This is a genomic window from Deinococcus pimensis DSM 21231 (assembly GCF_000519345.1).
In the GTDB taxonomy this organism is placed as follows: Bacteria; Deinococcota; Deinococci; order Deinococcales; family Deinococcaceae; genus Deinococcus_A; species Deinococcus_A pimensis.
In genome coordinates, this window is the sequence record NZ_KI912671.1 from 370100 (window position 1) to 394048 (window position 23949).

Consider the following 23949-nt stretch of genomic DNA (forward strand, 5'->3'; position numbering starts at 1 on the left):
TCACGTCCGCTCGCCCAGGACCCGGCATAACCGTGCCGGGACACGGCTTCCAGCTGAAGCGACCTCCGCCCGTCCGGTTCCCCACTCATCTTCGACGTCCAAGTGGTCGTCCGCGTGACCGTCAAGCGCTCACGGCGTCAAGGCCTCCCGACCCACACCTCACCGACCACGGCCCTCGACGAGACAAGCGCGACGACCGCGTCCTCCACGCCGACCGGGGCCATCCGCCCTCAAGCCCGACGCTCCAAGGGAGACCCATGACGCAACCTCGTCCGTCTCGTGCCTTCGGCCCGCGCGGCCCTCGCCGGGGTCGCGCGTGACCGGCCTCCTGCCCGTCCGGCTGCGCTGCGAGCACCTCGAGGACCCCCTCGGCATCGGTACGCCCATCCCGCGCCTAACTTGGGCTCTCCAGGGAGACGGCACTGACCGCTCGCAACGCGCCTACCGGGTGCTGTGCGCCAGCCAACCCGACCTGCTCGACGCCCACCACGGCGACCTCTGGGACAGCGGCCGCGTCGAGTCACGCGAGCAACTCCTCATTCCCTACGCGGGCGCACCCCTGCGCAGCCGACAAACCTGCTTCTGGAAGGTCATCACCTGGGACGAGCAGGACACGATGGGCCCATGGAGCGAGACCGCCTCCTGGGAGACGGGACTGCTCCTCGCGTCCGACTGGCAGGCCGTGTGGATCGAGCACGACGTCTGGACCGAATCGGACACCCCCGCGCCCTGCCCACTCGTGCGCCGCGCGTTCACCCTTCCCGCCCCGCCCGTCCGCGCGCGGTTGTACGTCAGCGCGCTCGGCCTGTACGAGGCGCACCTCAACGGCCGGCGCGTCGGCGACCGGCTGCTCACGCCCGGCTGGACGGACTACCACACCCGCGTCCCGTACCAGACGTACGACGTCACCGCGCATCTCCACGAGGGCCTCAACGTGATCGGCGCGGTCCTCGGGGACGGCTGGTTCTGCGGTCACGTCGGGTACCGCCGTACACGACGCCACTACGGGCCGCGCCCCCGCCTGCTCGCGCAACTCGAGGTCGAGCTCGCCACGGGCGAGCTGCTCACGGTCGGCACGGACCACCTGTGGGAAGCGACCACGGCCGAACTTCGGGCGTCCGACTTCCTGCACGGCGAGACGATCGACGCGCGCCTCGAACGCCCCGGCTGGTCCGCGTCCGGGGGTGAGCCGACGCACGCGCCCGGCTGGGCGCCGGTCGTGACGACACGCTGGCACGCGCCGCTCGTCGCGGACGCCGGACCTCCTGTCCGCGCGCTCATGACCCTCGACGTTGTCGCCGAGACGCGGCCCGCGCCTGGCGTGCGCGTCCTCGACCTCGGGCAGAACATGGTGGGCTGGACGCGCGCGCGCGTCCACGGTGAGGCCGGTCAGGCCGTGATCCTGCGCTTCGCGGAGATGCTCGACGACGACGGGACGCTGTACACGGCGGCGCTCCGCTCGGCCCGCGCGACGGACACGTACCTCTGCCGGGGGGACCCGGACGGTGAGGTGTTCGAGCCGCGCTTCACCTTCCACGGCTTCCGTTTCGTCGAGGTCACCGGGGACGCGACGCTGCTCGACCTCGTCGGCGTTGTCGTCGGCAGCGATACCCCGCGCGCCGGGACGTTCGAGTGCGCCAGCGCCGACGTCAACCAGTTGCAGCGGAACATCGAGTGGGGACAGCGCGGCAACTTCCTCAGCGTCCCCACCGACTGCCCCCAGCGTGACGAACGCCTCGGCTGGCTCGGCGACGCGCAGGTGTTCGCGCCGACCGCGACGTACAACGCCGACGTCGCCGCGTTCTTCACCAAGTGGATGCAGGACGTCGAGGACGCGCAGAGCCCCGCGGGCGGCTTCCCCGACGTCGCGCCTCGCCTCGTGTCCGAGCAGGACGGCGCGCCCGGCTGGGGGGACGCCGGCGTGATCCTCCCGTGGGTGCTGTACGGCCGCTACGGTGACCTCGGGCTCGTCCGTCGGCACTGGGCGGCCATGCAGCGCTGGATGACCCTCCTGGAGACCGCCAATCCGGATCACGTGCGGCGGAACCGCCGCAACAACGACTACGGAGACTGGCTCGCCCAGGACGGCGACGACCCACGCAACGCGTTCGGCAGCCGCACCCCCAAGGAGGTCCTCGCGACGGCCTACTGGGCGTACGGTGCGGCGTTGATGCGCCGCATGGCGACCGCGCTGGGCCGCGCGGACGACGCCGAGCGGTACGCGGCGCTGCACGAGCGGATTCGTGAGGCGTTCCTCACGCACTTCGTCGAACCGCACGGCTGGATCTCCGGCCGCACCCAGACCGGTCAGGTGCTCGCCCTCGCGTTCGACCTGCTGCCCGAGCACCTCCGCGCGGACGCCGCCGCTCGGCTCGTCGACCTCGTCCGCGCGCGAGGCGACCACCTCACGACCGGCTTCCTCGGCGTGGCGCACCTGCTGCCCGTCCTGACCCGGTACGGTCACGCCGACGTCGCGCACCGCCTGCTCGTGCAGGACACCTTCCCATCATGGCTGTACTCGATCCGGCAGGGCGCGACGACCATCTGGGAACGCTGGGACGGCTACACCCGGCACGGCGGCTTCAGCGATCCCGGCATGAACTCCTTCAACCACTACTCGCTCGGCAGCGTCGGGCAGTGGCTGTACGAAAGTGTCGCCGGTCTCGCCCCCGCCGAAGGCGCCGTCGCCTTCGACCGGGTCGTCATCGCGCCCCAACCGGGTGAATTTCGCTGGGCCCGGGCGGAACACGACACGTCACGCGGCAGGATCACCGCCTCGTGGCGCGTCGAGGACGACGCGCTCCACGTGCACGTGACCTTGCCGCCCAACGTGCAGGCCGAGGTCCGCTGGCCCGAAGCCTTCCGCTCGGACGGCGCGAGCGTCGGCTCCGGACGTCACACGCTCGTCGCGCGCCGCGCCTCACCACGAAGCGCGCGAAGCACACAGGAGGCCCCGTGAATTCCAGTCCGCAAGACACCTACACCATCGGCGTGGACTTCGGCACCGAGTCCGGACGCGCCCTGATCGTCCGCACCCGCGACGGCTTCGAAGTCGCGAGCGCCGTCACGCCCTACCCGCACGGCGTGCTCGACCACGCCCTGCCCACCGGCGAGCGCCTCGCGTCCGACTGGGCCCTCCAGCACCCGCTGGACTACCTGCACGTCCTTCAGGACGCCGTGCCCCACGCGCTCGCCGAGAGCGGCGTGCGACCTGAGCAGGTGGTCGGCATCGGCATCGACTTCACCGCCTGCACGATGCTGCCCACCACCCTGGACGGCACGCCCCTGTGCCTCCTCCCGCAGTACCAGCGTGAACCGCACGCGTGGGTCAAGCTGTGGAAGCATCACGCCGCGCAGGGCCAGGCGGACCGCATCAACGACCTCGCCCGCGTGCGAGGCGAACCTTGGGTCGCGCGGTACGGCGGCAAGCAGAGCAGCGAGTGGTTCCTCGCCAAGAGCCTCCAGATCCTCGAGGAGGCGCCCGACGTGTATCGCCAGGCGGACCGTCTGATCGAAGCGGCCGACTGGGTCGTGTGGCAACTCACGGGCGTCGAGACCCGCAACGCCTGCACCGCCGGATACAAGGCGATCCACCAGGACGGTACGTTCCCGTCTCGTGACTTCCTCGGCGCGCTCCACCCGGACTTCGCGGACCTCGTGGACGACAAGATGAAGCGGGACCTCAGCCCGCTCGGCGGGCTCGCCGGACGCCTCACCGCGGAAGCTGCCGCGTGGACGGGCCTTCTGCCCGGCACGGCCGTGGCGGTCGCGAACGTCGACGCGCACGTCACCGCGCCCGCCGCGGGCGTCACGCAGAGCGGAAGGATGGTGGCCGTGATGGGCACCAGCACCTGTCACGTCATGATCGGTGACGACCTGCGCGACGTGCCCGGCATGTGCGGCGTCGTCGACGGCGGCATCCTGAGCGGGAAGTACGGCTACGAGGCCGGGCAGAGCGGCGTGGGGGACATCTTCGCGTGGTTCGTGGGGCACGGCGTTCCTCCCTCCGAGCACGAGGCGGCGCGCGCGGCGGGCCTCACCCTGCACGAGCACCTCTCCCGCGAGGCCTCGCGGCAACGGCCCGGTGAGCACGGCCTGCTCGCGCTTGACTGGCTGAGCGGGAACCGCAGCGTCCTCGTGGACGCCGACCTCAGCGGCCTGATCGTCGGCCTGACGCTCGCCACGCGGCCCGCCGACATCTACCGCGCGCTGATCGAGGCGACCGCGTTCGGCACGCGAACGATCATCGACGCGTTCGAGACGTCCGGCGTGAAGGTGCGGGAGCTCGTCATCGCCGGGGGTCTGACCCGCAACGACCTGCTGCTGCGCGTCTACGCCGACGTCACGAATCGCCCGCTGACCCTGATCCGCAGCGCGCTGGGCCCCGCGCTGGGCAGCGCCATCCACGCGGCCGTCGCCGCGGGCGTGTACCGGAACGTGGAGGAGGCGGCGTGCGTCATGGGCGGCGTGCGGGACGAGGTCATTCGACCGGACGCGGAAGCTGCCCTCGTCTACGACGAACTCTACGAGGAGTACACGCGGCTGCACGACCTGTTCGGCCGCGGTGGGCTCGACGTCATGAGACGCCTCAGGCGCACCGCCCGACACCAGAAGGAGGTGGGCCGTGAACCTGTCAGCACTTCGTGAGGCCTTGTGCGCCCTGCACGCCGAGCTCCCGAAGAATCAGCTCGTGACGTGGACGAGCGGGAACATCAGCGCCCGCGTGGATGGCGGCTTGCTGATCAAGCCGAGCGGCGTGACCTTCGAGGACCTCACCCCGGACGGCATGGTGCACTGCGACCTCGACGGGAAGGTCCTGACGGGCACGCTGAGTCCCTCCTCGGACACCGCCACGCACGCGTACATCTACCGTGAACTGCCCGACGTGGGCGGCATCGTGCACACGCACAGTCCCTACGCGACCGCGTGGGCCGCGAACGCCCGCGAGATCCCGTGCGTGCTGACCGCCATGGCCGACGAGTTCGGCGGGCCCATCCCCTGCGGGGAGTTCGCCCTGATCGGCGGGGAGGACATCGGCCGCGAGGTCGTGCGGGTCCTGCGCGGGCACCGCAGCCCCGCCGTGATCCTCCAGAACCACGGGGTGTTCACGATCGGCGCGACGCCGCGCGCGGCGCTCAAGGCGGCGGTGATGTGCGAGGACGTGGCCAGAACGGTGTTCCTCGCGGCGCAGCTCGGGCGGCCCGTCCCCATCTCCCCCGCTGACGTCGACGCGCTTCACGCCCGTTACCAAGGCGTGTACGGCCAGCGGCCCCTTTCGGCTCAACCGGCGACCGAACGACCTGCGGAGCGCCCCACCTCCGAATCCACTTCGACGTCCCTGCCGGTCCTGCCCGGCACGAAAGGAACAGCATGACCACCCTCATCAACAGCCTGCCCACCCACCGGGGTCTCGTCCACCTCGCGCCTTCCGAGGTGTGGTTCGTGTGCGGCTCGCAGCACCTGTACGGCGAGGGTCCGCTGCGCCAGGTGGAGCACAACGCCCGCGAGGTCGCGCGGGCCCTGCACGATTCCGGCGCGCTCGCGGTGCCGCTGGTGTTCCGCGCGCTCGTCACCACGCCCGACGAGGTGCGGCGCGTGATGCAGGACGCGAACGCCGACCCCGCCTGCGCCGGGCTCGTGCTGTGGATGCACACCTTCTCCCCCGCGAAGATGTGGGCGACCGGTCTGAGCGCGCTGCGAAAGCCCTTCTGTCACCTGCACACCCAGTACGGCCGCGAGTTGCCGTGGGACACCATCGACATGGACTTCATGAACTTGCACCAGGCCGCGCACGGTGACCGCGAGGCGGGCTTTCTGCACACCCGCATGCGGCTGGAGCGCAAGGTGATCGCGGGCCACTGGAGCGACCCGGAGGTGCACGCGCGGCTCGGCGCGTGGACGCGCGCGGCGCGGGCGTGGCATGACCTTCAGGGCGCGCGTTTCGCGCGCTTCGGGGACAACATGCGTGAGGTCGCCGTGACGGAAGGCGACAAGGTCGCGGCGGAACTGCGGTTCGGCTTCTCGGTGAGCGGCTACGGCGTCGGTGACCTCGTGGAGCGCGTCCGCGCGGTACGCGACGCGGACGTGGATCAGCTGCTGGCCGAGTACGCCTCGCTGTACGACGTCGCGGCGGACCTGAGCTCGGGCGGCGCGCGCCGTGCGGTGCTCGTGGACGCCGCGCGGCAGGAGCTGGGCTTGCGCGCCTTTCTGGAGGAGGGCGGCTTCAAGGGCTTCACGACGACCTTCGAGGACCTGCACGGCCTGAGCCAGTTGCCGGGCCTCGCGGTGCAGCGCCTCATGCACGAGGGGTACGGCTTTGGCGCGGAGGGAGACTGGAAGACCGCGGCGCTCGTGCGGGCGGTGAAGGTGATGGGCGAGGGCCTCGTGGGCGGCACGTCGTTCATGGAGGACTACACGTACGACCTCACGCCGGGCGCGCACCGGGTGCTGGGCGCGCACATGCTGGAGGTCGACCCGAGCGTCGCGCGGTCCCGACCTCGACTGGAGGTGCATCCTCTCGGGATCGGCGGGAAGGGGGACCCGGCGCGGCTGGTGTTCGACGCGCGGCCCGGGCGGGCGGTGAACGCGTCGCTGGTGGACCTCGGTAGCCGCTTCCGCCTGATCGTGAACGAGGTCATGGGCGTGGAGCATCCGGACACGCCGCGGCTGCCGGTCGCGCGGGCGGTGTGGGAGCCCCGGCCGGACTTCAGGACGGCGAGCGCCGCGTGGATCCTCGCGGGCGGCGCGCATCACACGGCGTACAGTGACGCCGTCACCACGGAGATGCTGGAGGACTTCGCGTCGATCGCGAACGTGGAGCTCGTCGTGATCGACGGCGAGACGAAGTTAAGGTCGTTGAGGCAGGAGATGCGGCACGCGGACCTGTACTACGCGCTCGCTCAGGGTCTGCGCGCCTGACGTCCGGTCAAGTGGACGACCGCCCCGCTCGACTCCCACGCGAAGGGAAGGTGCGCCGCCCGCGGTGGTGACGCGACGCGGGGTGCCCGCACGCCCTGCTCCCAAGCGCCGCGTGCCCGCCGAGTCGACGGTGCAGCGCGCTTGTGAGGAGGAACCGTCGGGGTTCCCTCTACACTGCGTTCACCCTCATGCCGCGCCCTTCCTCTTCCGACGCGCCCGACCTTTGCGTCCGCGCCTCGCGCTTCGTGACCCGAGCGTCCTGGTTCCCGTACGCGCTGGCGGTCGTCACCTCGGTCGTGGCGCTTCTCCTGCGGTTCGCCCTCACCCCGGTGATGGACGACAGCGCCGCCTACGTCTTCTCGCTGATGGCCGTCACCCTCACTGCCTTTCTCGGCGGGTTCCGCGCGGGTCTCGTCGCCACCCTGCTCAGCGTCGCCGGCGTGAACTACCTCATCACCGAACCCGTCCTCGCCTTCAATCTTCACCTGTCCGTGCAGCAGTTCGGCGGGGTGGCCGCGTTCATCCTCACTGGTCTCGCCGTGAGCTGGTTCGGCTCGAACCGGCAGGCGACCCTGCGGCGTCTCGCGGCGGCGCGCGACACCCTGGAGGACCGTGAAGCGCAGCTGCGCGCCCTGACGGACAACCTTCCCCGCGCCGTCACGTACCAGGCCGAGCGTCTTCCCGGTGGCCGCACCCGCTTCCTGTACGTCAGCAGCAACGTGGAACGCCTGCTGGGCGTCACGCCCCAAGAGGCCCTCGCGGATCCCGCGCGGCTGTACGACCTGATCCTGCCCGAGTACGTGCCGATCGTGTTGGAAGCGGAGGAACGCGCCGTGCGGACGCGCACGCCCTTCGAGGTGGAAGTGCCGTTCAGACGTCTGGACGGTGAGGTGCGCTGGATGTTCCTGGCGTCGCAACGACGTGAGCTGTCGGGTGGGCGTGACGTGTGGAACGGCGTACAGCTTGACGTGACCGAGCGGCGGACGGCGCAGGCGGAACTGGAACGGCTCAACGCCACCCTGGAGGTCCGGGTGCGCGAGCGGACCGCGCAGCTCGAGCGGTCCAACCGTGAACTGGCGGAGTTCGCGCACGTCGCGTCGCACGACCTCAAGGCGCCCATCCGGACCATCGTGAGCTTTTTGCAGCTGTTGGAGCGGCGGTACGCGGACCGACTCGACGACGGCGGCCGCCGGTACATCACCGTCACGGTGCAGGCGGCGGAGCGGATGCACCGCCTCGTGGAGGAGCTCCTGGCCTACAGCAAGGTCGGGCGGGAGCGTTCACGTGAGCGGGTGGACGCGCGTCGGGTGCTGGACGAGGTGCTGCACGACCTCGACAGCACCCTGCGCGAGCGTGGAGCGCGCGTGACGGCGGGGCCGCTTCCGGTGGTGACGGTGAACGAGACGCAGTTGCGTCAGGTGCTGCTCAACCTGATCGCGAACGCCGTGAAGTTCCAGCCGATCGGGCAGGCGCCTCAGGTGAACGTCCAGGCTGAGCGGAAGGGCGACATGGTGCGATTCAGCGTGTCCGACAACGGGCTCGGCATTCCGGAGGCGTACCGCGAGCGGGTGTTCGGGATGTTCGAGCGGTTGCATGCCCGTGACGAGTACGAGGGGACGGGGCTGGGTCTAGCGTTGGTGCGGCGCATCGTGGAGGAACACGGGGGTCGCGTGTGGGTGGACAGCACGGCGCAGGAGGGCAGCACCTTCCACTTCACCGTGCCGGGTGAGGACGCGACCGGGTGACCTGCCGGCGCTCGACTCAGGGGGCGCGGACGATCGTGAGCTGGACGGCGCCGCGCCGCGTGCCGGGACGGTGGACGGACGCGCCTTCGCTTTCGACGTGCGTGACCCGGGGTGGGTTACTCGGAGCGGCGCGACGAGGGGGACGGCGTGACCACGTGCGCGGCCTGCGCGTGCGTGCCCGTCCACGCGTCCTGCCAGCGCAGGGTGAGCTGCTCGCCGTGGACGTGGCCGCGCAGCCAGACGTACCGTGAGTCGCGCAGGTCCTCCTTGCGCCAGCGGTCGAGCATCACGAGGACGCTCCCGTCGTCCAGGGGCAGCGCGAAGGTGGGTTGCGCGCCGAAGGTGAGGTCCGCCCCTGGTCCCTGGCAGGGGTTGCCGATCACGCTCCACGGGCCCAGCGGGTGGGGCGCGACGGCGTACTCGGCGGGGTTGGGGTCCCAGCCGGTGCAGCCGGAGGTGAGCATGAAGTACCGGTCGCCGTGCCTGAACACGGCGGGCGCCTCGCGGTGCGCTCGGGTGAAGACGTCGGTGGGCGCGCTGCGGACGCCGGTGTAGTCGTCGTCGAGGGGAACGACGCGCAGGGTGGCGTTCCAGTCGGAGGAGAAGTACAGGTACGCCTGGCCGTCGTCGTCCTGGAAGACGGTGAAGTCGCGGCTGTCCATGTGGGCGGGTCGGAAGCTGCCCTGGTAGCGGAAGGGACCGCGCGGGGTGTCGGCGACGGCGACGCCGACGCGCGCGAGGGTGTAGTCGGCGTGGTCGACGTGCAGCCACATCACGAATTTGCCCGTGTGTGGGTTGCGGAGCACCTTGGGCCGCTCGGCGACGTTCGAGGGGTGCAGGTCGTGCGTGGGGTCGTCCGGCCGGGCGGGCAGGACGACGCCTTCGGGTCGCCAGGCGAGCAGGTCGGTGGAGGCGTAGCAGGAGACGCCGATGACGTCGACGCGGTGCAGGAAGCCCTGGTAGGTGTCGCCGTCCTTGTTCTCGCCGTACCAGTAGGTGACGTCGTCGTGACGGAGCAGGGCGCCGCCGTGCGCCTGGATGGGACGGCCTTGGGTGTCGAGCCAGGGAGCGCCGTTCTGAAGCATGGGTCTCCTGCGTGGACGTGGCGTCCGTGGGGTTCTGGTCAGTCGTGGAGGCAGGTGAGGTACACGTCGGAGCGGCCGTGAGATTGACCGCGGTTGTAGCTGAGCCAGCGTCCGTCCGGGGAGACGTGGGGGTGCGGGTGCGGGAACTGTCCGGCGAGGGCGTCCCAGCGGGTCGCGTGCCGCGCGAGGACCTCCACGTGGGGCGCGCCGGATGGGCCGGAGTGCTCGAAGTCGAGGAACGTGACGAGGTCTGCCGTGACGAGCCCGTCGGTGACGATGGCGTTGCGGGTGGGGTGGCTGCTGACGTGACCGTAGTGGTAGCGGGGGAAGACGCGTTCCCAGACGACTTCGGCGGTGTCCGCGCGGGCCGCGCCGACGTAGTGCGAGACGCCGTCGCCGCGCAGACCGTGGTAGTACACGAGGGTGCCGTCGTGACTCCAGTTGGTGTGCACCACGAAGCGTTGCGCGTCGCGCGGGCGGATCTCGGTGAGGACGCCGGTGGAGGGGCGCAGCAGCCAGCAGCGGCTGGTGCGCCCGCCGTCCCCGCCGCCCCAGTAGCGAGGGGGGAGGTCGCGGTCGATCAGCCACAGGTCGTCGTCGGTGGGGCTGGGCTGCACGTGGTTGCAGCCGGCGACGGGGTCGTGGTGCACGTCGCGCCGCGCGCCGGTGTGGAGGTCCACCTCGATGAAGGTGCTGGGCATGCCGCCGTGCGTCTCGGTGAGGGCGTCCATGTAGGGTCTCGCGGCGCGTGTGGCGCCGGCGGCGAGGTCCGGGTGCGCGGGTGACAGCGCGGCGACGACGCGGCCGCCCCGGGTGCCGGCGGGAGTGTGGAGGCGGTGAGCGCGGCCGAGGTCCTCGATCAGGACGCGCGTTTCCAGGGTGTGGAGGTGCACGGCGTGAAGTTGCCGGCCGACGCTGGCGAGGGCCCACTGGCCGTCGGGGGTGAGGGCGCTGAAGGTGCCGGTGTACCCCCCGCCGAGGGAGCCCGTGGTGTGCGGACCGAAGGTCATGGTGTCGCTGAAGGGGGGGATGCCGACGCCGTCGGTGACGGCGAGGACGGTGAGGTCGCCGGTGGTGACGTCGGCGCGCAGCAGGGCGGAGTGCCCTTCGCGGGCGGTGGCGAGCAGCAGGAAGCGGCCGTCGGGGGTGAAGGCGGTGTTGAGGTGGTAGGTGGGGGTCTCGTTGTACGTGCCGGTGGTGGTGAGGCGCCGCATGTCGCGGCCGGTGACCTCGTCGGTGGTGAGGACGCTTTCGTTGATGACGTCGCCTGGTCGCACGGGTGGCCTCAGCGGGTGGTGACGGTGAAGGGGCCCTTGTCGCGGGGGTTGTCGGGCCGCACGCGGAAGTAGGTGTCGAGGAAGCCGTGCGGGTCGCGGGTGAGCAGGTCGAGCGCGCGCCTGAGTTCGGGGTGGTCGTCCTGGTCGTGGAGGTCCGCCTCGAGGGTGGCCTTGAGCCGCGCGAGGAGGTCCGCGCTGAGCGGTTCGCCGCGGTCGCGGGTGAGGCGCAGGGCGTGGGTGAGGTTGGTCTCGTGGAGGTGGTGGGCGTAGGCGCGGCAGCGGAGGCGCCAGGCGTGGAGTTCGTCGAGGCCGCGGTCGAAGGCGTCGCGGGCGTGCGGGTGGACTTTGGGCGCGAGGGTACGACCGAGCGTGAGGGCCCGCGCGAGGGTGCGCTCGGTGAGGTCGAGGCGGAGCGCGACGTCCTCGAGCAGCCAGGGGTCGGGTTGCTCGTCGCTGGTCTGCATGAACGTGGCGCGGCGGGTGGACTCCCACGCGGGGGTGTGGACCTGCTGCCCGCGGATGAAGGCGGCGTCGAGCCCGTGGGCGGGGTCGGCGCGGCCGACCTCGCGGATGTACCACGAGGCGTCCCAGGGGAAGAGCTCGACGGCGCGGGACGTGAGGCGCCAGTAGTCGGCGAGTTCGCGTGGGCCGCGCGTGTCGGCGAGGCGGGTGAGGGCGTCGTCGTCGCTGACGTGGGGGTCGTGGAGGAAGAGGCCGGTGGCGTCGAGGTTGACGTCGTCCTGGTCGGGAAGCAGCCCGAAGTACTCCTTGACGCTGGTGACGCCGTGGGTCGCGTGGAAGGCGCGCAGCTGACGGAGGGTCGCGAGGGGGGAGGGGACGCTGCGGAACGGTTCGAGTTCCTCGCTGGGCGCGCCGAGGAAGCCTTCGAGGATGACGGGCAGGCCGCGCTCGTGGGCGAGCGCGGCGGCGTTCTTGACGAAGCGGTCGACGGGTAGCGCGATCATCACCTCCGCGACGTTGGAGTGCAGCGCGAGTCCGGCGGTGTCCGCGTCGAGGTCCTCGACGGCGCGCAGGGCCTGGCCGGCGCTGAGCTCCCACGGTTCCCACCAGAGGCGGCCGTGGGGGGTGAGGCGGCGCCAGGTGCGCGCGAGGAGGTTGACGAAGGGCACGACGCGCTCGTGCAGCGGCAGGCCGCGGCAGCGTTGGCAGGTGCCGTACTCGTCGCAGATCCACGCGTCCTGGTCGAAGGTGTAGAGCAGCAGGTCGTCCACGTCGGGGAAGTCGCGCGCGAAGACCTCGAGCAGCCGGACGTACCGTTCGGGGGTGCGGCCGTCGAGGAGGCAGTTGGGCAGGGGCCGGTCGACGAAGCCTTCGAAGCCGTTGTAGGGCGCGCCGAAGTGGAAGATGGTCCGCAGGCCGGCGTTCCTGGCGAGGTGGGCGCGGCCTCGCAGGTCGGCGCGGCGTCGGTCAAACGCGTCGGGGGCGGGGTCGGAGCGGAGGGCGAGGGGTTGGCCGAGGGTGGGTTCGAGGTGGTCGGGGAGTCGGACGACGTCCTCGAGGTTGAGGGGTTCGTCGGCGGGGCGGTAGCCCCAGGCGATGTTGAGCTGCGCGGCATTGAAGCCGAGGTCGCGGAGCCGGTTGAGGTTGCGCTCGGTCCACTGGCCGAGCGGGTGGGCGGGGCAGCCGAGCAGGGCGACGCGGAGCTCGAATGGTGTTCGTGTGGACATGGTGGCCTCGGGGGGGTGCGGCTGGGCGGAAATTCGGGCGGTTGGGCGACCGGTCCACCTGTTCGGTTTATCGTTAAGCCACCCTACGCGTCGGCGCGCGCGGCTGTCAACTGTCCGCTCTTGACGTTGATAGTGCCGGAATGGTACGAGTGGATTAACGTTAAACCACCTTCGTTTCACCGCGTCTGGAGAACTCAATGACCTTTCCGAAGCACTTCCGCTGGGGCGTCGCCACCGCCTCCTACCAGATCGAAGGCTCCCCCACCCAGGACGGCGGCGGCGACAGCGTCTGGGACCTCCACACCCGCCGCGCCGGCACCGTCTGGGACCACACCAGCGGCCTCGTCGCCTGCGACCACGCGAGGCGCGCGAGCGAGGACGTCGCCCTCATGCGCGAGCACGCGATCGGCGCGTACCGCCTGAGCCTGTCGTGGCCGCGCGTCCTTCCCGACGGCCGAGGCCGCGTCAACGACCGCGGCCTCGCCTTCTACGACCGCCTCGTCGACGACCTCCTCCACGCCGGGATCGAACCGTGGGTGACGCTGTTCCACTGGGACTTCCCGCTCGCGCTGTACTACCAGGGCGGCTGGCTCAACCGCGACAGCAGCGACTGGTTCGCCGACTACACCCGCGTCATCGTCGACCGCCTCTCCGACCGCGTACGGCACTGGTTCACCCTCAACGAACCGCAGTGCTTCGTCGGCCTCGGCCACCGCACCGGCGTCCACGCGCCCGGCGACCAGCTCGGCTGGGAAGCCGTCCTGCGCGTCGGCCACCACGCCCTCATGGCGCACGGCAAGGCCGTCCAGGTCATCCGCGCGCACGCCAGAAGCGCGCCCACCGTCGGGTACGCGCCCGTCGGCGTCGTCGCCACACCCGCCACCAGCGCGCCCGAGGACGTCGACGCCGCGCGCGAGATGATGTTCAGCCTCCCCAAGGGCGACACCTGGAACAACCCCATGTGGCTCGACCCCGTCCTGCGCGGCCACTACCCCGAAGGCCTCGAGGCCGCCTTCGACGCCGCCCCGCCCGTCCGCGCCGGCGACCTCGAGGTCATCCACCAGCCCCTCGACTTCCTCGGCGCCAACGTCTACAACGGCGGCCCCGTCACCCGCGCCGAGGACGGCAGCGCCACCCGCGTCCCCTACCCGCCCGGACTGGGCCGCACCATGTACGGCTGGCCCGTCACGCCCGACGCGCTGTACTGGGGACCGCGCTTCTACCACGAGCAGTACGGACTGCCCGTCGTGATCACCGAGAACGGCGTCAGCCTCAGCGACTGGGTCGACCTCGACGGTCACGTCCGCGACTTCGGCCGCGTCGACTTCCTCCGCCGCTACCTCCTCGAACTCGAACGCGCCGTTCGGGACGGCGTCGATGTCCTCGGGTACTTCCACTGGTCGTGGATGGACAACTTCGAGTGGCAGGAAGGCTACAAGCAACGCTTCGGCCTCGTCCACGTCGACTTCACCACCCAGAAGCGCACCCCCAAGGCGAGCGCCGCGTGGTACCGCGACGTCATCCGCTCGAACGGCGCGCAACTCCACCAGCCCTGGCCCGCCGCGAACACCGAGACCGCCGTCCGCTGACCCGACCTCCCGCCCGGGGCGAAGCGCCCCGGGCGCCTCACGCGCTCCACGCGCCCCACGTCCACGGAGCCCGCATGGCCGCACCGCACGACGCCGCCCAGGATCACCTCGAACGTACCTTCAGGGGCGAACGGCCCCTGAGCACCCTGCGGTCGCTGTACCGCGGGCAGACCGCGCAGCTCACCCTCGCGCTGGTGTTCTTCGTCGTCAAGGGCAGCCCGTACTACCTGCTGCCCGTCGTCACCGCCCGCATCATCGACGTGGTGCAGCAGCGCCGCCCGCTCGAGGAGCTGTGGCTGTACGCGCTCGGCATGGGCCTCCTGATCGTTCAGAACGTCCCCACCCACTACCTGTACGTGCGCGCGCTCAGCGTCACGACCCGCACCACCGAGGCGCGGCTGCGGTTCGCGCTGTGCCGCCGCCTCCAGATGATCAGCCTCGGCTTCTACGCCCGCAACAGCCCCGCCGCCCTTCAGGCGAAGGTGCTGCGCGACGTGGAGAACGTCGAGCAGCTCACGCGGCTGCTGTTCGACGCGGGACTCGGCGCGCTCCTCGGCATCCTCGTCGCGATCGTCACGACCCTGCTGCGCGCCCCGCAGTTCGCGCTGTTCTTCCTCGTCACCGTCCCCATAGCGGTCGGACTCGTCCGCGTCATGCAGGGCGCCCTCGACGACCGCAACGCCGCGTTCCGCCGCGAGCTCGAGGAGATGACCGCCCGCGTCGGGGAGCTCACGCACCTGCTGCCCGTCACCCGCGCTCACGGCCTCGAGGACCGCGCGCTCGGCCGCGTGGGCGGCAGCGTCACCCGCGTGCAGCAGGCGGGCCTGCGGCTCGACGGGACCAACGCCGTGTTCGGCGCGCTCGCCTGGGTGACCCTGGGCGTCTTCAACCTCGCCTGCCTCGTGGCGGCCGCGTGGGCGTACCGCACCCAGGTCCTCCCCATCACCGTCGGGGACGTCGTGCTGCTCACCACGTTCTTCTCCAGCCTCACCGGCGCCGTCATGACCCTCGTGAACATCGTCCCGCAGGTCAGCAAGGGTCTCGAGTCCATCCGCTCGATCGGCGAGGTCCTCCAGAGCCGCGAGGTGGAACGCAACGACGGCAAGCGGCACGTCCGCCGCGTCCGCGGGGAACTTGTCTTCGAGGACGTCACCTACACCTACCCGGACGCCGCGCGGCCCGCGCTGGAGCGCGTCAGCTTCACCGCGCGGCCCGGAATGACCGTCGCGCTCGTCGGCGCGTCCGGATCCGGCAAATCCACGCTCGTCAACGTCGCCGTCGGCTTCGTCCGCCCGGACGAGGGCCGCGTGCTGCTCGACGGCGTCGACCTCGCCACGCTGGACCTGCGGTCGTACCGGCAGTTCGTGTCCGTCGTGCCGCAGGAGCCGCTGCTGTTCGACGGCTCGGTGCGCGAGAACGTCACCTACGGCTTCGACGACGTCACGGACGACGAGGTTGAGCGGATCCTGCGCGACGCGCACGCCTGGGAGTTCGTGGAGACCATGCCGCACGGCATGCACACCCGCATCGGCGAGCGCGGCGCGCAACTCTCCGGCGGGCAGAAGCAGCGCCTCGCCATCGCCCGGGCGCTGATCCGCGATCCGCAGGTGCTGATCCTCGACGAGGCGACCAGCGCGCTCGACGCGCACAGCGAGACGCTCGTGCAGCAGGCCTTCGAGCGGCTGCGGCGAAGCCGCACCACCTTCGTCGTCGCGCACCGCCTCGGCACCATCCGGAACGCCGACCTGATCCTCGTGTTCGACCGCGGCCGCGTCGTCGAGGCGGGCACCCACCAGGAACTCATCGCGCGCCCCGGTCCCTTCGCGGACCTCGCGCGGCGCCAGCACCTCAACTGACCCAGGAGCGCCCATGAACCTCGACCGCGTCCCCTTCAGCACCTTCGGCTCGTACCTCGCGCTGGGCGGACGACCGCGCGCCGACACGCCCGCCGGGCCGCTGTACCTGCGCACCCTCCAGGGAGACGCGCCCCGCAAGGAAGTCCTGCGGCTCGACCTGCTCGACCCCGCCGGGCGGCGCGTCACCCCCGAAGCCCGCCTCGACCCGACGCGCTTGACGCTCTCCACGCCACACGGCGCGGCCGAACTGATCTTCGACGGCCCCCGCACGCTCAGACTGCGCGCGCGCGGCCCGAGCGTGCGGCTGGACTTCGAGACGGTCGGCTGGTACGACTTCCTCCAGCAGGTCACGCCGGACGCCTGGCACCTCAACAGCTTCTCCAACCGCTCGCAGTACCGCCTCACGCGCCTCGCGGGGCACGTGAGCGTCGACGCGCCCTGGCACGTCGACCGCAGCGAGCGGATCGCGCTGACCCTCACGCCCGGCGAGGACCCAACGCTCGAGCTCGTCATCGAGGAGCTCCCGCCGGGCAGCGTGCCCCGCGCGTCACACCCGGACTTCGACGACGCCCACGCGCGCGCCGAGACGGCCTTCCACGCCTTCGCCGCGGCGTTCCCTGGGACGCCGCCGCCACCGCGCGGACGCGTCACCGCCGCGTACGTCGCGTGGTCGGGCGTCCTGGAGCCGCGCGGCTTTCACCGCAGGCCCGCGATGGTGATGTCGAAGAACTGGATGACGCAGGTATGGAGCTGGGATCACTGCTTCAACGCCGTGGCGCTCGCCGCCGGGCATCCGGACCTCGCGTTCGACCAGTGGCTCACCGCCTTCGACCACCAGACCGACACGGGCGCCCTGCCGGACAGCGTCAGCGACGGCGCGCGAATCTTCAACTTCGTCAAGCCGCCCGTGCACGGCTGGGCGCTCCGCGCGCTCCTCGAGCGCGGCGCGCTGGGCGAGGACCGCCTCCGCGAGGCGTACCCGCTGCTCGCGCGGTGGACCCAGTGGTGGTTCGAGCAGCGTGACGACGACCACGACGGCGTCCCCGCGTACGCGCACGGCAACGACAGCGGCTGGGACAACGGGTCGTTCTTCACGCGCGGCGGTCCGCTCGAGAGCCCGGACCTCTCGGCGCTGCTGGTCGAGCAGCTCGACGTCCTCGCCCTCGTCGCCGCGCGGCTCGGGCAGGATGGCGAGGCGCGCGCGTGGAAGGAGCGCGCGGACGCCCTCACGGCCGCGACCCTCGAGCACTTCTGGACGGGAACGCACTTCCAGCCGGTCCTGAGCGGCACGCACGAACGCGTGCCCTCGCGGAGCCTGATGCGGTGCCTGCCGCTCCTGATCGCGCCGCGGCTTCCACACTCGGTCCGCGAGGCGCTCGTGCGTGACGTCACCTCTCCCGAGTTCCTCACCTCGTTCGGACTCCGCACCGAGGCGCGCTCCAGCGCCGCGTACGACCCGCGCGGCTACTGGCGCGGCTCCTCGTGGGCGCCCGCGACGCTGCTGGTCGTCGAGGGCCTGGAACGCGCCGGCGAGCGCGCGCTCGCCCTGGAGGTCGCGCGGCGCTTCTGCGCGGCGGCGGGCGCGTCGGACATGCCGGAGAACTTCGACCCGGAGACGGGCGAGGCGCTGTGCTGCCCCGCGTACACGTGGACGGCCAGCGTGTACCTCGAGTTCGCCGGACGCCTGTCGCACGCGGCCGTCACGCCTGCCCTGGACGTCAGCAGGTGACGTCCGGAATCGCGACATGAGCGCTCAGCTCGTCCTCCCGGCCTTCACGGGTTCGTCGTGCGTGACGTCGGCGAGTTCCACCATCACGCACGAGTACGCCGGAACCGTCAGTTCCGACGGCGCTTCCGGGATGGCGTGCCGCTCCCACGGGTCGGTTCGAACGCCTCGGAGCGCGCCGTCGTCCGTGACGACCCGGCAGCGTTGCGCCTCGGCGCGGTAGTTCACCACGAACTGCGCCTCGCGTCCGTTCGGTGCCCGCCACCTCGACGTGAGGAGTGACGGGACGTCCAGCACGCTGCCGTCACGCCGGCGGAGCGGGACGTTCACCACGCCCTCCACGGGAAACGGCGGGAGCATCCGGCCGAGGTGCAGGAACGCGCGGCCCGCCCCGCGCCGCCACGCGTTCAGGTGCCGGATCAGCGTCTTGACCGCGCCCTGATCGGGCGGGTCCGAAGTGGACCGGGCGTTCCAGCTCCAGTCGACGCCGCCGCCGACACGCAGCACCACCGCGGGCAGATCGCCGATGGTGAAGGCATAAGCGACTCGCTGCGCGAGGTTCTCCGGGCAGGCTTCCACGTCCAGAACGTCGTACGCGCCGACCTGGTTGCCCATGAAGTTGTTAGTGTACTCGTGGTAGAGAAAGGCGTACAGCGGGACGGGCCGGCCCGGCATGAACGCGAAGTTCCACCTCGCGTCGTTGAACGGCAGTGGGTCCGCGTAGGTCGGCGCGGCCGCCCCTTCCGTCCCGAGGACCATCGCGTGACCGTCCGCGTGAAGGGCGCTGACGGTGTCGTCGAGCATCCGGCGCGTGTCGCGCACCTGCCACGCGCCTGGCGCGGGCGGGTGGCCATGGTCACGGCTGTAGCAGAAGTACGACGTGCCGCCGATGTTCTGGTCAAGCGCCTGGAAGTAGTCCACCCCGCTTGACGCGACGTTGCGCGCCTCGCTCTGGAACACCTCGCGCGTGAAGGGCGCTGCGGTGCACATGTCGTAGCCCCAGCGCTGCCAGCCGTTGCAGATCCGCCCGAACGGCAAACTGCCGTCCGGCGCTAGGCACATCACGTTCCTCAGGCCCTCGCGCTCGAACTGCGCCTCACGGGAGTACTCGGTGAGCAGGCTCGTCTGCGTCCAGCCCACGCCGCTGGCGTACACGCCGACGAGGTGCCCGCGGTCGTGCATGGCGTCCACGAAGGTCTTGAAGAGGTCCTCCCCGCCGTAGGGCGGCCACACGTACGGCGGCGCCCACGGCGCGGTCCCTTCCCAGTGCATGAGGAGCGCAAGCACCCGGGAGTCCGTGTCTTCCGCGATCTGCTGGAGCGCGTCGAGGCCTCGAACGTAGGGGAAGAGGCGGTTCGGCTCCATGCCTCCGGTGTCTCCTTCGCCCCGCACGGGGTACATCACGGTCACAGGTGAGTCTCCGAGCCACGAGGGCAGGTCAATGCGGTCGACGAGCCGTCTGGGACGACGGAGGGCGTTCGCCTCCCACCACGTGCGGTACGTTTCGGCTGCGGCGTACCAGTCACCGTGCAGCACGTCGAGGGCGACGTCGAAGTCCATGGCGCAGGGACCGTCGGGCGCGCCGGGGTACAGGCGCAGTTCGAGTCGGACGCCGCCGGGCACGCGGTAGTACTCGAGGACCTTGGGTTGCTCGTGCGGGTCGTGCGCGCCCAGGTAAAGGACGCGCTCGCCGCGCAGGTAGGCCATGAACTGCGCGCCGCACGCGCCGGGAAAGAAGCCTTCCCAGCCGCGGCTAGGGTACTCGACGCTCTCGTAGCGCATCCAGGTTTGGTCACGCTGCCCGGCGTCCTCGACGAGGGTGCCTTCCAGCGCGGGCCACAACAGCCGGCCCGGCCCGCCGTTCGCAGCGAAGTCATCAGGGATGACCACGCCGGGGAAGTCGATCCACTCCAGGGTGACGCCGTCGGCTTCGCGATCGACCCGCAGCCGCCAGCGTGACCGGGCCGGGTGGTCGACACGAACGTCGACGTGGACGCGCAAGGCGCCGTCAGGTGAGGTGAACTCGAGGGCGCCGCGCCGCGCGTCCTCCTGCCAGGCGGAGCAGGTGAGTTGGGTGGACGGAACGTCGCGGGGCGCGCCCGCTGGGTCGCGGAAGCGCAAGGTGAACAGCGGCTCGGGTGGCGCGTCCGGCGAGAGGAAGTTGCCGTCGGATGGCCCGAGGTGGGTGAGGTTTCCGGCCTCGTCGAAGGCAACGGTGAGGTGGTCATCGTGCAGGATCATCGGTTCATTCTCCTCGTGTACTGCGGGCGGATAGGTCGGGCTCGACGGGTGAGACGAGGACGAGCCGCGCGTCGTGCGCGTCGAGGTCAGCGTGGACGCGCAGACGCCCGTCTCCCAGGCGCGACCACTCGTCGGCGCCGTCCACCGTCACGTCGCGGTGAGGATCGAGGGGACGGGTGACGTGCGTGACCTTGCCGCCAGAGGCGCTGAACAGGGCGATCACGCCGCTCATGGAGCTCGGGTCGAGCTTCTCGACGACCTCGGGACTCGCGCCGATGAAGCCGACGCGGTGGCCGCCCGCGCGGGCCGCGTGCGGCGCGACGCGCTTGTACGCGCGGATCATGGCGCCGAGACGCTCGATTTCCTCGTCGCTCAGCGCGCCGAGGTCGCCCCACAGGCCGTGGCCGCCCAGCGCGAGGGACGCGGCAGCGTTGCGCTGCACGCGCGCGTCACCTTCGGGGTAGAAGTGCGCGAGCAGCAGGTGCGCAGGGAGGACCTTGTCGAACTCGACGCCGGCGCGGCACACGCGTGAACGCGCGGCGCCCGGGTAGAACAAGGCGTTGCCGGTGTTCGGTTCGATCCTGACGCTCGCGGGCGTGTCGAGGTCCGTGTAGTACGGGCCGTTGTTGACGAGGAAGTACCGCCCGACGCTGAGGAAGCCCAGGCCGAACGCGCGGCGTCGCTCGGTGACGTCGAGGTCGATGACCATGCCTTCGCAGCGCGCGTGGATCGCCTCGGCCATGCGGACCAGGGCGGGGCCGATCTCGAAGGCGTACCGTTCGGCGCGCTCCTCGGGGGTGTGGCGGGCGTCGCCGTGACGGTGCAGCGGGGAGTCGCAGCCTTCCTGGTCGACGCCGTCCCACTTGAGGTACGTCACGCCGAGCGTGCGGTGCAGGTGCGCGACGCGCTCGACGAAGTGGTCGGCATAGTCGGACACGAGGCACATGTGGCAGGCGGGCTCGGTACCCCAGGGCCAGTCGCGCCACGCCGGTTTCCCGCCGAGGGTCGCCTCGAGGTGTGGGGAGCGGGTGAACGCGTCGGAGTCGAGCGCGGCGGCCATGGGGTCGAACCACAGGCCGAGGTGCATGCCGTGCCGGTCGAGACGGCGCCGCACCTCGTGCAGACCGTCGGGGAAACGCTCGGGGTGCGCGAGCCAGTCGCCGGCGCGGGTGTACCAGCCCACGTCGAGGACGAAGGTGTCCACCCCGAGGCGGTGCGCGACGTCAACGTCGCGCAGGACGCGGTCGAGCGTGAGGCCGTCCGTGTAGGCCCGCCCCTGATAGTACGCCCCGCGTTCCTGTGCGTTCCAGGTGTTGTAGTACACGCGCGGCGCGCGGGACGCGCCGGGCGCGCCCAGCTCGTCGAGGAGGAAGGCGCGGTAGCGGCTGAGCGCCTGGTCGGCGTCTCCTCCGAGCAGGCCCACCTGGATCCACGGTGACGTCCAGCCGGGCGGCGCGAGGGCCTGCCCGTGGTGATGGTTGCCGCGTCGGGCGCGCAGCACGACGCCGCCCTGGTCGAGTGCGTACTCGAGGAAGCCGCGGCCGTGGTCGGCGCCGTGCTCGTACGCGACGAGGACGTGACCCTTCCCGCAGGCGAGCAGCAGCAGGGGGCCTTCGAGGGGCCCTTCGAGGGTGGCCTCGTGGTACGGAAGGCGGCGCAGGACGGGAAGGTAGGCGTGCCGCAGCGGGTCGAAGTGTCCGAGCTGCACCTCGTGCAGGTCGGCGTCGGGGGGGATCGGGACGCCGACGTGCAGGTAGGTGAGGTGGTCCCTGCCGTCCGGACGGGTGAGGGTGGCGCCTTCGGCCGTGAGGGAGTATCGCAGCCGCGCGAAGGGCGAGTGGGTGGCGGCCTGGAGGACGACGTGGAGCGTGAGCCGGTCGTCGTCGACCGAGCGGCACGTGAGGCGCAGGCGGTCCATGCCCTCGCCGCGTTCGGTGCGCGTCTGAATGGGGGTGAAGCGTCCGGTGGGGGTTCCGTCGACGTGGAAGGTGGGACCGTGGATCTCGGCGTGGGTTCCGTTCAGGGCGAGGGTGAGGATCGGGCCGCCCTCAGGGTGGAGTCGGGCGGTGAGGGCGCCGAGCGGGTGCGTGGGTGTAGGGGTGTCGGGCATGCCGTTCGGTCCTTTCACGCGGCGAGCTCGGCGAGCGTCGTCGCGATGGCGGCCGGTCCGAGGGTCGGATCCGGCGACGTCGATTGACAGGCTCGCGGGTGACTGGTACGGTTGGCTTAACGATAAACCAAATGTGCGCGCCGTGTCCACCCGTCGCCCGTCCCTTCCGTCCATTCGGACGGCCCCTGATCGGAGAAGCATGCTCAGCGTCCACAACGGCCGCATCGTCGACGCCTCCCACCGACCCGTACAGCTCCGCGGCACCTGCGTCGGCGGCTGGCTCAACACCGAGGACTTCATCAACGGCTACCCCGGCACCGAAGGCGCCCTGCGCGCCACGCTCAAGGACGTCCTCGGCGCGGCCCGCGCCGAGTTCTTCCTCGAACGCCTCGCCGACCACTTCTTCACCGAGCACGACGTGAAGTTCATCGCCAGCCTCGGCCTCAACACCGTCCGCATCCCCGTCCACTACCGTCACCTCGAACGCGACGACGCGCCCTTCACCTATCTCGAGTCTGGCTTCCGCCGCCTCGGCCAGGCCGTCGAGTGGTGCGCCCGTCACGGCCTGTACGCCGTCATCGACCTGCACGTCGTCCAGGGATGGCAGAACAGCGACTGGCACGCCGACAACGCCAGCCGGCACAGCCTGTTCTGGCAGCACCCGCACTTCCAGCAGCGCTTCACCGCGCTCTGGCGCGAGATCGCCGCGCGCTATAGCGGCAACCCCGCCGTCGCCGGGTACGACGTCATGAACGAACCCCTCAGCAACGCACCCCACGGGCGCCTGCACGACCACTACACCCCCGACTGGACCACCATGAACCGCGTGTACCGCGACGTCGTCACCGCCATCCGGGAAGTCGACGCGGACCACGTCGTCTTCCTCGAAGGCGACCACTTCGGCGCGCGCTTCGACGGGCTCGACGCGCCCTTCGACGCCAACCTCGCGTACTCCAGCCACCACTACACCGGCCCCGGCTTCGGGCCCGGCCCCTACCCGGGCGGCACCTTCTGGGGCCGCGAAGGCACCAAGGCCACCCTGCGTGACGACTTCCACGCCAGCGAAGGCGCCCGCTTCGCCCGGCGGCACGGCGTCCCCCTGTGGGTCGGGGAGTTCGGCAGCGTCTACAACGGCCCGGAGCACGAACGCCCCGACCGGTTGCGCGCCCTCGACGACCAGCTCGACGTCCTCGAGGAGTTCGGCGCGCACTGGACGACCTGGACGTACAAGGACGTCGGCGTGATGGGACTCGTCGAGGTCCCCGACACCAGCCCGTACCGCGCGCGCGTCGAGAAGGTCACGCAGGCCCGGCGCGACCTGCACGCCGACTTCTGGATGACGTGGCTTCCCCCCAGCGCCTCGACCCGCGCGCTCGACACGCTCGCCGCCGAGATCGACCGCGCCGTCGACCACGCGTTCCCCGGCACGCCCCGCAACCACATGTACCTGCGTCAGGCGGCGCTCTGCAACTACGCCGGGCCACTGCTGCAACGCGCGTACGCCGAGTGCTTCCGGGACGCGACCGAGACGGAGATCGACGACGTCCTCGCGTCGTTCGCGCTCGCGAACTGCCGCGTGCGTCACGACCTCGCCGACGTCCTCACCCGGCACGTCGACCCGGAACGCGTCCACGCCGGTCACGCGGACTGACGCGCTGCGGGGCCACACGCGTTCGTCACGGAACCAGTGGTCCCGAACGACCTGTCCGCCCGC

14 protein-coding genes are annotated in these 23949 nt (G+C 71.2%); 9 read left to right on the forward strand and 5 right to left on the reverse strand.

Annotated features, from left to right (window positions below):
* Positions 1 to 316: 316 nt before the first annotated feature.
* From DEIPI_RS33480 to DEIPI_RS35975, 5 genes are all read left to right on the forward strand, one after another.
* A complete protein-coding gene (locus DEIPI_RS33480; protein ID WP_045234837.1) occupies positions 317 to 2959 on the forward strand; it encodes an alpha-L-rhamnosidase in 2643 nt (880 codons plus the stop codon).
* Positions 2956 to 4647 (forward strand): ribulokinase, encoded by a 1692-nt coding sequence (araB, locus tag DEIPI_RS33485; RefSeq protein WP_045234838.1) that lies wholly within the window; start codon positions 2956 to 2958, stop codon positions 4645 to 4647. Before DEIPI_RS33480 ends, araB begins: the two co-directional genes overlap by 4 nt.
* Positions 4625 to 5374, forward strand: coding sequence for an L-ribulose-5-phosphate 4-epimerase (locus DEIPI_RS33490; protein ID WP_084474734.1), 750 nt, complete (start codon positions 4625 to 4627; stop codon positions 5372 to 5374). The genes araB and DEIPI_RS33490 overlap by 23 nt, the downstream gene beginning before the upstream one ends.
* Positions 5371 to 6918: an L-arabinose isomerase gene (gene araA / locus DEIPI_RS0121570; protein WP_045234839.1), complete on the forward strand. Its 1548-nt coding sequence runs from the start codon at positions 5371 to 5373 to the stop codon at positions 6916 to 6918. The genes DEIPI_RS33490 and araA overlap by 4 nt, the downstream gene beginning before the upstream one ends.
* Positions 6919 to 7106: 188 nt before the next feature.
* A complete protein-coding gene (locus DEIPI_RS35975) occupies positions 7107 to 8663 on the forward strand; it encodes a sensor histidine kinase (RefSeq protein WP_052351910.1) in 1557 nt (518 codons plus the stop codon).
* Positions 8664 to 8779: 116 nt separating this feature from the next.
* Here the strand turns inward: DEIPI_RS35975 and DEIPI_RS33500 are convergent, their stop codons facing one another.
* The 3 genes from DEIPI_RS33500 to DEIPI_RS33505 are packed head-to-tail and all read right to left on the reverse strand — an operon-like array spanning position 8780 to position 12713.
* A complete protein-coding gene (locus DEIPI_RS33500; RefSeq protein WP_045234840.1) occupies positions 8780 to 9748 on the reverse strand; it encodes a glycoside hydrolase family 43 protein in 969 nt (322 codons plus the stop codon).
* Between the two features lie 38 nt (positions 9749 to 9786).
* Entirely contained in the window at positions 9787 to 11025 is a 1239-nt protein-coding gene (locus tag DEIPI_RS0121585) for a TolB-like translocation protein (protein WP_027483140.1), read from the reverse strand.
* An 8-nt stretch (positions 11026 to 11033) separates the two neighbouring features.
* The gene (locus DEIPI_RS33505) at positions 11034 to 12713 is read right to left on the reverse strand and encodes a hypothetical protein (RefSeq protein ID WP_045234841.1); all 1680 of its coding nucleotides are present in this window, start codon (positions 12711 to 12713) and stop codon (positions 11034 to 11036) included.
* A gap of 197 nt (positions 12714 to 12910) precedes the next feature.
* On the opposite strand from DEIPI_RS33505, the gene DEIPI_RS33510 reads away from it, so the two are divergent.
* The 3 genes from DEIPI_RS33510 (at position 12911) to DEIPI_RS33515 (ending at position 17887) form a co-directional block, all read left to right on the forward strand.
* Entirely contained in the window at positions 12911 to 14302 is a 1392-nt protein-coding gene (locus DEIPI_RS33510) for a GH1 family beta-glucosidase (protein WP_045234842.1), read from the forward strand.
* Between the two features lie 74 nt (positions 14303 to 14376).
* A complete protein-coding gene (locus DEIPI_RS0121600; protein ID WP_027483141.1) occupies positions 14377 to 16158 on the forward strand; it encodes an ABC transporter ATP-binding protein in 1782 nt (593 codons plus the stop codon).
* 13 nt (positions 16159 to 16171) lie between these two features.
* A complete protein-coding gene (locus tag DEIPI_RS33515; protein WP_045234843.1) occupies positions 16172 to 17887 on the forward strand; it encodes an amylo-alpha-1,6-glucosidase in 1716 nt (571 codons plus the stop codon).
* A gap of 24 nt (positions 17888 to 17911) precedes the next feature.
* On the opposite strand, the gene DEIPI_RS0121610 is transcribed toward DEIPI_RS33515, so the two are convergent.
* Positions 17912 to 20125, reverse strand: coding sequence for a DUF6259 domain-containing protein (locus tag DEIPI_RS0121610; RefSeq protein ID WP_027483142.1), 2214 nt, complete (start codon positions 20123 to 20125; stop codon positions 17912 to 17914).
* Between the two features lie 4 nt (positions 20126 to 20129).
* Complete coding sequence (locus DEIPI_RS0121615; RefSeq protein WP_027483143.1) at positions 20130 to 22235, reverse strand: alpha-galactosidase; 2106 nt, start codon at positions 22233 to 22235, stop codon at positions 20130 to 20132.
* Positions 22236 to 22434: 199 nt separating this feature from the next.
* Here DEIPI_RS0121615 and DEIPI_RS33520 point away from each other — a divergent pair, with 199 nt between their 5' ends.
* The gene (locus DEIPI_RS33520; protein ID WP_045234844.1) at positions 22435 to 23886 is read left to right on the forward strand and encodes a glycoside hydrolase family 5 protein; all 1452 of its coding nucleotides are present in this window, start codon (positions 22435 to 22437) and stop codon (positions 23884 to 23886) included.
* The last annotated feature ends 63 nt before the right edge of the window (positions 23887 to 23949 follow it).

Bases quoted from the DNA above. Each gene is read 5' to 3' on its own strand.
- DEIPI_RS0121610 (WP_027483142.1), bottom strand. From the start codon at position 20,125: ATGATCCTGCACGATGACCACCTCACCGTTGCCTTCGACGAGGCCGGA.
- DEIPI_RS33515 (WP_045234843.1), top strand. From the start codon at position 16,172: ATGAACCTCGACCGCGTCCCCTTCAGCACCTTCGGCTCGTACCTCGCG.
- DEIPI_RS33510 (WP_045234842.1), top strand. From the start codon at position 12,911: ATGACCTTTCCGAAGCACTTCCGCTGGGGCGTCGCCACCGCCTCCTAC.
- DEIPI_RS35975 (WP_052351910.1), top strand. From the start codon at position 7,107: ATGCCGCGCCCTTCCTCTTCCGACGCGCCCGACCTTTGCGTCCGCGCC.
- DEIPI_RS0121600 (WP_027483141.1), top strand. From the start codon at position 14,377: ATGGCCGCACCGCACGACGCCGCCCAGGATCACCTCGAACGTACCTTC.
- araA (WP_045234839.1), top strand. From the start codon at position 5,371: ATGACCACCCTCATCAACAGCCTGCCCACCCACCGGGGTCTCGTCCAC.
- DEIPI_RS33520 (WP_045234844.1), top strand. From the start codon at position 22,435: ATGCTCAGCGTCCACAACGGCCGCATCGTCGACGCCTCCCACCGACCC.
- DEIPI_RS0121615 (WP_027483143.1), bottom strand. From the start codon at position 22,235: ATGCCCGACACCCCTACACCCACGCACCCGCTCGGCGCCCTCACCGCC.
- DEIPI_RS33500 (WP_045234840.1), bottom strand. From the start codon at position 9,748: ATGCTTCAGAACGGCGCTCCCTGGCTCGACACCCAAGGCCGTCCCATC.
- DEIPI_RS33505 (WP_045234841.1), bottom strand. From the start codon at position 12,713: ATGTCCACACGAACACCATTCGAGCTCCGCGTCGCCCTGCTCGGCTGC.